The organism is Stenotrophomonas sp. YJH_SMC_120, from assembly GCF_059368675.1.
Window position 1 is genome coordinate 28,595 of the sequence record NZ_JCAFRY010000009.1, and the last position, 11,305, is coordinate 39,899.

At 66.8% G+C, this 11,305-nt stretch carries 8 protein-coding genes; 7 read left to right on the forward strand and 1 reads right to left on the reverse strand.

Annotation, left to right across the window (positions count from 1 at the left end; translation table 11 throughout):
* Window positions 1-137: 137 nt before the first annotated feature.
* On the forward strand, window positions 138-1,715 hold the full coding sequence (locus AC5P60_RS12435) for a BCCT family transporter (RefSeq protein WP_033835628.1): 1,578 nt from the start codon (window positions 138-140) through the stop codon (window positions 1,713-1,715).
* Between the two features lie 638 nt (window positions 1,716-2,353).
* On the opposite strand, the gene ggt is transcribed toward AC5P60_RS12435, so the two are convergent.
* Window positions 2,354-4,072, reverse strand: a complete 1,719-nt coding sequence (gene ggt / locus AC5P60_RS12440) for a gamma-glutamyltransferase (RefSeq protein ID WP_033835650.1) — start codon at window positions 4,070-4,072, stop codon at window positions 2,354-2,356.
* A 657-nt stretch (window positions 4,073-4,729) separates the two neighbouring features.
* Here ggt and ilvC point away from each other — a divergent pair.
* From ilvC to AC5P60_RS12470, 6 genes are all read left to right on the forward strand, one after another.
* Entirely contained in the window at window positions 4,730-5,704 is a 975-nt protein-coding gene (ilvC, locus tag AC5P60_RS12445; RefSeq protein WP_005410945.1) for a ketol-acid reductoisomerase, read from the forward strand.
* Window positions 5,705-5,743: 39 nt separating this feature from the next.
* Entirely contained in the window at window positions 5,744-7,480 is a 1,737-nt protein-coding gene (gene ilvG, locus AC5P60_RS12450) for an acetolactate synthase 2 catalytic subunit (protein WP_483693605.1), read from the forward strand.
* Window positions 7,464-7,715 carry an ACT domain-containing protein gene (locus tag AC5P60_RS12455; protein WP_049453141.1) on the forward strand — a complete coding sequence of 84 codons (252 nt, stop codon included), beginning with the start codon at window positions 7,464-7,466 and terminating at the stop codon, window positions 7,713-7,715. The genes ilvG and AC5P60_RS12455 overlap by 17 nt, the downstream gene beginning before the upstream one ends.
* Before the next feature lie 96 nt (window positions 7,716-7,811).
* The gene (locus AC5P60_RS12460; protein WP_033835631.1) at window positions 7,812-8,903 is read left to right on the forward strand and encodes a threonine dehydratase; all 1,092 of its coding nucleotides are present in this window, start codon (window positions 7,812-7,814) and stop codon (window positions 8,901-8,903) included.
* Window positions 8,900-10,486, forward strand: coding sequence for a 2-isopropylmalate synthase (locus AC5P60_RS12465; RefSeq protein WP_483693606.1), 1,587 nt, complete (start codon window positions 8,900-8,902; stop codon window positions 10,484-10,486). Before AC5P60_RS12460 ends, AC5P60_RS12465 begins: the two co-directional genes overlap by 4 nt.
* 10 nt (window positions 10,487-10,496) lie before the next feature.
* Complete coding sequence (locus AC5P60_RS12470; protein ID WP_033835633.1) at window positions 10,497-11,276, forward strand: class I SAM-dependent methyltransferase; 780 nt, start codon at window positions 10,497-10,499, stop codon at window positions 11,274-11,276.
* Window positions 11,277-11,305: the final 29 nt, after the last annotated feature.

Consider the following 11,305-nt stretch of genomic DNA (forward strand, 5'->3'; position numbering starts at 1 on the left):
ACGCCATCGCGTCGCTGAGATCGATGCGTTCCCCGCCGCCTTCGCGGCCCCTGCCCGGTCCGTGCTGCATGCCGCCGGCCCTTCGCCGCAAGCTCTGCTCGCTCCCCTCAATCCCCCTTGATCGGAGAAGCTCCTTCATGGTGTTTCGCGTTTCCATCGCACTGGTTCTGCTGCTGGTGCTGCTCGCCGGTATCGCCCCCGGCCCCTTCAACACAGTGGTCCAGTCGATGCTGGCAGAAGTCATCCGCAGTGTCGGCTGGCTGTACCTGCTGGTGGTGTTCCTGGCGCTGGTGTTCCTGATGTACCTGGCGTTCGGCCGCTTCGGCAACCTGCGCATCGGCGGCGAGGACGCCGAACCCGAGTTCTCGCGTGCCAGCTGGATGTCGATGCTGTTCGCCGCCGGCATGGGCATCGGCCTGGTGTTCTGGGGTGCGGCCGAGCCCATCTCGCATTTCAGCAAGCCGCCGGAAGGGCTGGCACCCGAAAGCATGGACGCTGCCCGTGCTGCCATGCGCTACGTGTTCTTCCATTGGGGCCTGCACCCGTGGGCCATCTATGCGCTGATCGGCCTGGCAATGGCCTGGTTCCAATTCAACCGCAACGGCCGTGGCCAGATCAGCGACATGCTGCAACCGATCATCGGACGTCACCATCGTGGCTGGATCGGGCATGTGGTCAACATCTCCGCTGTCGTCGCCACTGCGGTTGGCGTGGCTACAGCACTGGGCTTCGGCACGGTGCAGATCGCAGCCGGCGTGGAACGCGTATTCGGCGTGCAGGCGGGCGTTCCGCTGCAGTTGACGATCATTGCGGTGGCCTTCGTTCTGTACATGGCGTCCACGCTCAGCGGCGTCGGCCGCGGCATGAAATGGCTGTCCAACTTCAACCTTGCACTGGCGGCGCTGCTGCTGGCGCTGGTGCTGGTACTCGGCCCGACTGGCGCGATCTTCAACACGTTCACCACGACGCTGGGCTCCTATCTCAACCAGCTGGTGACGATGAGCCTGCGCATGTCACCGTTCTCGTCCAGCACCTGGGTCGCGGACTGGACGATCTTCTACTGGGCCTGGTGGATTTCCTGGGCACCGTTCGTCGGTTCGTTCATCGCGCGCATCTCGCGCGGGCGCAGCGTTCGCGAGTTCGTGATCGGCGTGGTGCTGGCACCAACGCTGCTGGGCTTCTTCTGGTTCTCGGTGTTCGGTGGCACCGCGATCTGGATGCAGATCTTCGGCCAGGCCGACCTGCTGCAGGCACTGGGCAACGGCTATGAAACGGTGCTGTTCACCATGTTCGACAGCATGGCGCTGCCGTTGCTGCTGTCGTGCATTGCGCTGGTGCTACTGATGATCTTCTTCGTGACCTCGGCTGATTCTGCGGTACTTGTGCTGGCCAGCATGTCCACGGACGACGCGGGCGAGCCATTGCGCAAGCACAAAGTGGCGTGGGGTGTCGGCATTGCGCTCGTGGCGGGTTCCTTGCTGTTGGCAGGGGGACTGGAGGCGCTGCAGGGCATGATCACCATCGCTGCGCTGCCGTTCGCGCTGCTGATGCTTCTTGTGATGGTGTCGCTGTATCGGGTGCTGGACCAGGAGTACACCCGCGAGCGACGGCAGGCGCAGCGCCAGCGGCACATGATCGATGCGTGGATCGCACGCGAGATGGCGGCGCAGGAGGAGACGCAGGCCGAGGCGGCGCGCGCGCACGATCAGGATTGAGGGTTGTTTTGCAGCCTGCGGCTGCACCGCTTTTCTCAAGCAACGACAACAGCAACCTCAAAAGCAGCTCTGGGTTGCTGCTAGTTTGGCGGGGCGGTGTGGGCTGGCAGGACACGCCGTAAACCCATCCCTGGGGGCTCGATGGCGCCTTGCTCGTGTGCGCTGTCCTGCGCACATGGCAAGACCGGGGTTGGGCATCCTGCCCAACCCGCCCGAGGCATGCCTCGGGCCCATGGCGCCAACGGTCCTGCCAGCCCACGCCGCCCCACCCCCGACAGTTTCCGTGTGACGGTGGGTTTTCCACGCTATGCGTGGATGAGGTGTATCGGAAAACAAGAAGGGGTCGGATCCGTTTTCCTTCGGAAAACGGATCCGACCCCAACCCACAGCGCGCGGCTGTTGCTGTTGCCTTTGCTTTTGATCTTCTTCCTTTTCTTCCTGCGGTGGCGGCCACGGAAACTGTCAGGGGCCGGGCGGGTGGGCTGGGCGGGGGTGTCAGCCGCATGGATGCGGCTGCCAAGCCTCCAGGGAGGGATTCACGGCGTCCCCCGAACAGCCCACCCGCCCGGCCCAATCACATGATCCCGCTTCCACGAACCACCACCGCAGAGGGGGCTCAGCCCGTTGGCCGGGAAACCTCAATACCCCGCCGCCTGCCCGTCCTTGCGGCTCTCCGAAGCCCCGTAGTACACCCCGGTCTCGGGATCGCGCATGATCGCCTGGTACCCGCCATAAGGCCCATCGGCGAACACGATGCGATGCCCCTTGCGCATCAGCGCGCGCACGGTCTCGTACGGGAAGCCGGTTTCCAGATTCACTTCACCACCATCGGTCATCGCCGTGGCCTGACCCGTCGGTTCAGTCGAGCCTTCGTGCTGGATGCGCGGTGCATCACCGGCTTCCTGCAGGTTCATGCCGAAGTCCACCAGGTTCATCACGATCTGCGCGTGGCCCTGCGGCTGCATCGCGCCGCCCATCACGCCGAAGCTGGCATACGGCTTGCCGCCCTTGGTGATGAAGGCCGGAATGATGGTCTGGAAGGGGCGCTTGCCCGGCGCGTAGCCGTTGGGATGGTTCTTCTGCAGCACGAACATCTCGCCGCGGTCCTGCAGGATGAAACCCAGACCGGGCGGTGCCATGCCGCTGCCCATGCCACGGTAGTTGGACTGGATCAGCGAAACCATCATGCCGTCGGCGTCGGCCACGGTCATGTAGATCGTGTCGCCCTCCTCCAGCTGCTTCGGGGTGCCCGGCTGCACTTCCTTCAACGCCTTGTCCATCGAGATCAGCGCACGACGCTGCGCGGCGTACTCCTTGGAGATGAGCTTCTGCACCGGTGCCGGCTGGAACGCCATGTCGGCGTAGAAACGCGCACGGTCGGCAAAGGCCAGCTTCTTCGCTTCGACAAACAGGTGCACGTGTTCCGGTGAACCGAACGGGATCTTCGAGAAGTCGTAGCCTTCCAGCACGTTGAGGATCTGCAGTGCGGCGATGCCCTGGCTGTTCGGCGGCAGTTCCCAGACGTCGTAGCCACGGTAGTTGCTGCTGACCGGTTCGACCCACTCGCCATGATGGTCAGCCATGTCCTGGTAGCTCAGGTAGCCACCGTTGGCCTTGAAGTAGTCGCCGATGGTGTGGGCGATCTCGCCCTTGTAGAAGGCGTCGCGGCCACCGTCGGCGATCTTCTGCAGGGTGCTGGCCAGGTTCGGGTTCTTCCACATCTCGCCCTTGCGCGGGGCGTGGCCGTTGATCGTGAACTGCTCCTTGAAGCCCGGGTACTGCGACAACTTGGGCACCGAGCGGTCCCAGTAGTAGGCGATCACCTCGGCCACCGGGTGACCCTCGCGGGCGTAGCGGATGGCCGGCGCCAGGTTGTCGGCCATCGGCTTGCGACCGAAGCGGTCGTGCAGCGCGAACCAGCCATCGACGGCACCCGGCACCGACACCGGCAGTGGACCGGTGGCCGGGATGTCCTTCAGGCCACGGCGCTGGAACTCGGCCAGGGTGAGCGACTTCGGCGAGCGGCCCGAGCCGTTGTAGCCGTAGAGCTTCTGCGTCTTCGGATCCCACACGATGGCGAAAAGGTCGCCGCCGATGCCGTTGCCGGTCGGCTCCATCAGGCCGAGCGCGGCGTTGGCGGCAATCGCCGCGTCCACTGCCGAACCGCCGCCCTTCATCACGTCCAGCGCGATCTGGGTGGCCAGTGGTTGCGAGGTCGCGGCCATCGCATGCGGGGCGATCACCTCCGAACGGGTGGCGAAGGTGTGGCCGGTGATGCGGTCGGCGGCGAAGGACAGCGCCGGTACGGCAGCCAATACGGCGGCGGCGAGCAGGGAACGGGCAAGGCGTCGGGACACGGTCGGGTTCCGATGGACGGGTGGTTCCCCGATCTTCGCCGGTGCGGCCTTCAAGCGGTATCGGACAGACGTCATGGACGTTGATCCTTGGGCGGAAAAATCCACCGGATTCCGCGCAAAAACCGCCCCGAAAGGAGTGAATTCGGGTTCACCGAAACACTTTCAGCGGCAACCATCCTTGTGCCGCAAGCAATTGCGCTGGATGCAGCGGAAACCGATAGAAAATCCGTCGCGAGGGTTGACACCGCCGAAATGGCTGTGTTTCTCTCGATCACATGTTGCATCACAACACGCCACCGCGAACCCACATCGAAGCCGCCGACACCGGCGCCGCCTCGCTGCGTTCGATTCTTGTGCTCGTACTTATTACCCAACCAACAGGTGCGGGACGAGCCAGCGTGTAAGCAACACACACACCGGAACTCTTCAAAAACCCGCACCCGCCCCGGTGCGGGTTTTTTCATTTCAGAACCTGGTTTCAGACGCAACCACCATGACCAACGCTCATCGCACAACCCGGACCTGCACCACCACGCCTTGTGGTGGCTGTGCCTGTGCGATGCGCGGCGCCTCCTCCACCGCTTTCCCCTGACCGGCCGGCACGTCACCTCGACGACCGGCCGTTCTTTTTTCTTCCCACCGCAAGGAACCTCCCCCATGAGCACCAACGACCTGCCCCAGACCAAGATCGCCGTCATCGGCTACGGCAGCCAGGGCCGCGCCCACGCACTGAACCTGCGCGAATCCGGCTTCGACGTGGTGGTAGGCCTGCGTCCGGGTGGGCCGACCGAAGCCAAGGCGCAGGCCGATGGCTTCACCGTGATCGCGCCCGCCGAGGCCGTGAAGGACGCCGACCTGGTTGCCGTGCTGACCCCGGACATGGTGCAGAAGAAGCTCTACAACGACGTGCTGGCGCCGAACATGAAACAGGGTGCATGCCTGCTGTTCGCGCATGGCCTGAACGTGCATTACGGGATGATCGAGCCGCGTGCCGACCTGGACGTGGTGCTGGTCGCGCCGAAGGGCCCCGGCGCGCTGGTGCGCCGTGAGTACGAGATCGGCCGTGGCGTGCCGTGCATCTGGGCGGTCTACCAGGACATCAGCGGCAAGGCCGCGCAGCATGCGCAGGCCTATGCCGCCGGCCTCGGCGGTGCGCGCGCCAACCTGATCCAGACCACCTTCAAGGAAGAAACCGAAACCGATCTGTTCGGTGAGCAGGCGGTGCTGTGCGGCGGTGCCTCGGCGCTGGTGCAGGCCGGATTCGAGACCCTGGTCGAAGCCGGCTACCAGCCGGAGATCGCCTATTACGAAGTGCTGCACGAACTGAAGCTGATCGTGGACCTGTTCTATGAAGGCGGTATCTCGCGCATGTTGGAGTTCATCTCCGAGACCGCGCAGTACGGCGACTACGTCAGCGGCCCGCGCGTGATCGATGCCGGCACCAAGGAACGCATGAAGGAGGTGCTGAAGGACATCCAGGACGGCACCTTCACCAAGAACTGGGTGGCCGAGTACGAAGCGGGCCTGCCGAACTACAACAGGTTCAAGCAGGCCGACCTGGAGCACCCGATCGAGAAGGTGGGCAAGGAACTGCGCGCCAAGATGGTCTGGTTGCAAGGACAGGCTGCGTAACCACGCGGCCCTCCCCCACCCGCTTTGCAAGGTTCCCCCATGAACTCTTCGACACATCGCAGCGCGCCGCCCAACGGCGCGCGCTGGCTGACCCAGGCGCTGGAGGCCGAAGGCGTCCGCACGCTGTTCGGCTATCCCGGTGGCACCATCATGCCGTTCTACGACGCGCTGGTGGATTCGTCACTGAAGCACATCCTGGTACGCCATGAGCAGGGCGCGGCCCTGGCCGCCAACGGCTTCGCCCGCGCCAGCAACCAGGTGGGCGTCTGCGTGGCCACCTCCGGCCCGGGCGCCTCGAACCTGGTCACCGGCATTGCCGATGCGATGCTGGATTCGGTACCGATGGTCTGCATCACCGGCCAGGTCGGCACGCCGCTGCTGGGCACCGACGCCTTCCAGGAACTGGATGTGTTCGGCCTGACGATGCCGATCGTCAAGCACAGCTGGCTGGTGCGTAGCGTCGATGACCTGCCGCGCGTGGTGGCCGATGCGTTCCGCATTGCCCGTGAGGGTCGCCCCGGCCCGGTGCTGATCGACCTGCCCAAGGATGTGCAACTGGCCGATGCCAGCCATCTGCCGGCGCATGTGCCCAGCAGCGTCGAACCGCCGCCGGCGCCGGCCGAGGCCGCCATCGCCGAGGCCATCGCCGCGCTGGCGGCGGCCGAAAAGCCGGTGGTCTACGCAGGTGGCGGCATCGCCCTGGGTGATGCCGTGCAGGACCTGCGCGACTTCGTCGAGGCCAGTGCCATCCCCACCGTGATGACCCTGCGCGGCCTCGGTGCACTGCCGGCCCACCATCCGCAGTCGCTGGGCATGCTGGGCATGCATGGCACCCGCGCGGCCAACATGGCGGTGCAGGAAAGCGACCTGCTGCTGGTGCTGGGCGCGCGCTTCGACGACCGCGCGACCGGCAAGCTGGCCGAGTTCGCGCCATTCGCCCGCGTCGTCCACATCGATGCGGACGCCTACGAGATCTCCAAGCTGCGCACTGCCGACATCGCCGTGCCTGGCAACGTCGGTCACGCCATCCGCGCCCTGCGTGCGGCCTTCCCCTCCCCCAGGGCCCACCAGGACGCGTGGCGCAAGCGCTGTGCGCAGCACCGCGATCGCTTCGCCGCCCGCTACGACGCACCGGGCCAGCACATCTACGCCCCGGCGCTGCTGAAGCGACTGAGCGAGCTGGCCCCGGCCGATGCGGTGATCGCCTGCGATGTCGGCCAGCACCAGATGTGGGTGGCCCAGCACTGCCGCTTCAACCACCCCCGCAACCACCTGACCAGTGGCGCACTGGGCACGATGGGCTTCGGCCTGCCAGCGGCGATGGGTGCGCAGTTCGCCTGCCCGGAGCGCACAGTGGTACTGGTGTCCGGCGACGGCAGCTTCATGATGAACGTGCAGGAGCTGGCGACCATCGCCCGCTGCCGCCTGCCGGTGAAGATCGTGCTGCTGGACAACAGTTCGCTGGGCATGGTGCGGCAGTGGCAGGAACTGTTCTTCGCCGAGCGTTACAGCGAGATCGACCTGTCCGACAACCCGGACTTCGTAGCCCTGACGCAGGTGTTCGGCATTGCCGCCACCCGCATCGACAACCGCGACGACGTGGAAGGCGGCCTGGCCGCGCTGCTGGCCGAGCCCGGCCCGGCGCTGCTGCACGTGGCCATCGATGCACGCGCCAACGTGTGGCCGCTGGTGCCGCCGAACACCGCCAACAGCACGATGCTGGAAAGCAATCCCGCCCACGCCCGCCAGGAGACCCCCAATGCAATACCGGCTTGACCTGGTGCTGCACCCGGCCGAAGGCGCGCTGCTGCGCGTGATCGGCATGGCCGAACGCCGCGGCTTTGCGCCGCGTGCGATCAGCGGTGCGCCGGTGGCCACCGACGATGGCCGCTGGCACCTGCAGCTGGTCGTCGATGGCCAGCGCCCGGCGGAAACGCTGTGCCGGCAGATCGAGAAGATCTACGACTGCGTGTCCGTGCAGGTCACCGCCGTGGAAGGAGTATCGCCATGAACACCCGTACCGTAGCGACCACGGTGCCGGTACGGAGGCGTCTTCTTCGCCGTCCGTGCCCGCATGCGGCGGTCTTCCGCACCGCGCTGGTGGCCCATGCCGGCCGCTGACACCAGCCAGGAAAGCGATGTCGGCGACGTAAGCGTCGCCGACGTCCTGGCAGCGCAGGCCCGCCTGCGCCGCTTCCTGCCGCCCACCCCGCTGCACCACGCCGAACGCTTCGGTACCTGGCTGAAACTGGAGAACCTGCAGCGTACCGGTTCCTACAAGGTGCGCGGCGCATTGAATGCACTGCTGGCCGGCCGCGAACGCGGCGACACCCGGCCGGTGATCTGCGCCTCGGCCGGCAACCACGCCCAGGGCGTGGCCTGGGCCGCCTATCGCCTGGATGTGCCGGCCATCACTGTGATGCCGCATGGTGCACCCGCCACCAAGATCGCCGGCGTCGCCCACTGGGGCGCGACCGTGCGCCAGCACGGCAACAGCTATGACGAGGCTTACGCCTTCGCGGTCGAACTGGCGCAGCGCCACGGCTACCGCTTCCTGTCCGCGTTCGACGATGCCGACGTGATCGCCGGCCAGGGCACGGTCGGCATCGAGCTGGCCGCGCACGCGCCGGACGTGGTGATCGTGCCGATCGGTGGCGGTGGCCTGGCTTCCGGCGTGGCCCTGGCGCTGAAATCACAGGGCGTGCGCGTGGTCGGCGCGCAGGTGGAAGGCGTTGATTCGATGGCACGCGCGATCCGCGGCGACGTGCGCGAGATCGCACCCGTCGCCTCGCTGGCCGACGGCGTGCGGGTGAAGATCCCCGGCTTCCTGACCCGTCGCCTGTGCACCTCGCTGCTGGACGATGTGGTGATCGTGCGCGAAGCCGAACTGCGCGAAACCCTGGTCCGGCTGGCACTGGAAGAACACATCATTGCCGAGGGTGCCGGCGCGCTGGCGCTGGCCGCTGGCCGCCGCGTCGCGGGCCGCCGCAAGTGCGCGGTGGTGTCCGGCGGGAACATCGATGCCGGCGTGCTGGCCGGCCTGCTTACCGACATCCGACCGCGCCCGCCGCGCAAGCCACGGCGACGGCGCAGCGAAACACCCCGCTCGCCCGCCAAGGCCAGCGCGCCGCCCTCCCCCATGCCTTCCCCTTCCCACCTGCAAGCCGCAACGCCCGCTGTCGAGGAGATTTCCCTGTGACCACCATCGAACGAATTACCACCCCGCGCATCCGCATCTTCGACACCACCCTGCGTGACGGCGAGCAGTCCCCCGGCTGCAGCATGAGCCCGCCGCAGAAGCTGGTGATGGCGCGTGCGCTGGACGAACTGGGCGTGGACATCATCGAGACCGGCTTCCCGGCCAGCTCGCAGTCCGACCGCGAGGCGATGGCACTGATCGGCCGCGAACTGCGCCGCCCGAGCCTGACCCTGGCAGTGCTGTCGCGCTGCCTGCAGGCCGACATCGAGACCTCGGCACGCGCACTGGAAGCCGCGGCCAACCCGCGCCTGCATGTGTTCCTGTCGACCAGCCCGCTGCACCGTGAGCACAAGCTGCGGATGACCCGCGAGCAGGTGCTGGAATCGGTACGCAAGCATGTATCGCTGGCACGCTCGTACATCGACGATGTCGAATTCTCGGCCGAGGATGCCACCCGTACCGAGCTGGACTACCTGATCGAAGTCGCGCGCGTGGCGATCGCTGCCGGCGCCACCACCATCAACCTGCCCGACACCGTCGGCTTCACCACGCCGGAAGAAATCCGCGCGATGTTCCAGCAGGTCATCGCCGGCGTCGCAGATGTACCGAACGCGACCAACGTGATCTTCAGCGCGCACTGCCACAATGATCTGGGCCTGGCCGTGGCCAACTCGCTGGCCGCCATCGAAGGCGGTGCACGCCAGGTCGAGTGCACCATCAACGGCATCGGCGAACGCGCCGGCAACTGTTCGCTGGAAGAGATCGCGATGGTGCTGAAGGTGCGCCAGGCCTTCTACGAGCAGGACAGTTCGATCAACACCCCGCGCATCGTCGGTACCTCGCAGCTGCTGCAGCGCCTGGTCGGCATGCCGGTGCAGCGCAACAAGGCCATCGTCGGCGCCAATGCGTTCGCCCACGAATCGGGCATCCACCAGCACGGCATGCTGCGCCACCGCGGCACCTACGAAATCATGCGCCCGGAAGACGTGGGCTGGGAGGATTCGCAGATGGTGCTGGGCCGCCACAGTGGCCGTGCCGCCGTTGAAGCGCGCCTGCGTGCGCTGGGCTTCTGGCTGGAGGAAGACGAACTGAAGCTGGTGTTCGAGCAGTTCAAGGGCCTGTGCGAACAGCAGCGCGTGGTCACCGATGCCGATCTGCAGACGCTGATGCAGGGTGGTTCCAACGCACAGGGCTACCGCCTGGCCTCGATGACCATCAGCGATGTCGGCAGCCGCGCCAACGCACTGGTCGAACTGTCCGACCCGGACGGCAACCGCGTGGCCGAGACCGCGCAGGGCGACGGCCCGGTCGATGCGCTGTTCGGCGCACTGTCGGCCGCCACCGGCGTGCAGCTGATGCTGGACAGTTACCACGTGCACAGCGTCGGCATCGGCGCCGATGCGCGCGGCGAAGCCAATCTGAGCGTACGCCACGAGGGTGTGGAGTACGACGGCACCGGCACCAGCAAGGACATCATCGAAGCCTCCGCGCTGGCCTGGCTGGATGTGGCCAACCGCCTGCTGCGCCAGCGCCAGGCTGCCGCCCACAGCAACACCGACGTTGCCACCGCCGCCACCGCCTGAGGACCCCGCCATGAGCGCCTTCGACATCCCCACCCCGGCCAGCGCCGCTGGCCAGCAGTGGAACGCCCAGGACTATGCGATCGATGCCGGCTTCGTGCCGCTGCTCGGCGGCGCGGTATCGCGCCTGCTCGACCCGCGCGCCGGTGAGCGCATCCTCGACCTGGGCTGTGGCGATGGCGTACTCAGTACCGAGCTGGCGCTGAGCGGCGCACGCATCCACGGTGTGGATGCTTCGCCGGAACTGGTGGTCGCCGCCCGCGCACGCGGTGTCGACGCGCAGGTGATGGACGGCCACGCGCTGTCGTTCGACAGCGAGTTCGATGCAGTGTTCAGCAATGCCGCACTGCATTGGATGACGACTCCGGACCGCGTGCTGGAAGGCGTGCGCCGCGCCCTGCGCCCCGGCGGCCGCTTTGTCGCCGAATTCGGTGGCCACGGAAACGTGGCCACGATCATCGCGGCGGTACAGGCCGCGCGTGTGGCCCACGGCCATGGCGCCAGCACCTTCCAGTGGTATTTCCCGACGGCCGATGCCTACGCCGACCGCCTGCGCCAGCATGGCTTCCAGGTGCAACTGATCGAGTGCACGCCGCGCCCGACCGCACTGCCGACCGGCGTGGCCGGCTGGCTGCGGGTCTTCGCCGCACCACTGCTGGACGACCTGCCGGCCGAGGCGCGCGCCACCGTGCGCGAGGCCGCCACCGCGTTGCTGGCCGAGCTGCCGCGCAATGCCGCCGGCCAGCCGCTGGCCGACTACGTGCGCCTGCGCGTGCTCGCCCGCCGTCGCTGACTTGACCGTTTCGTTTTCTTTACTGATGT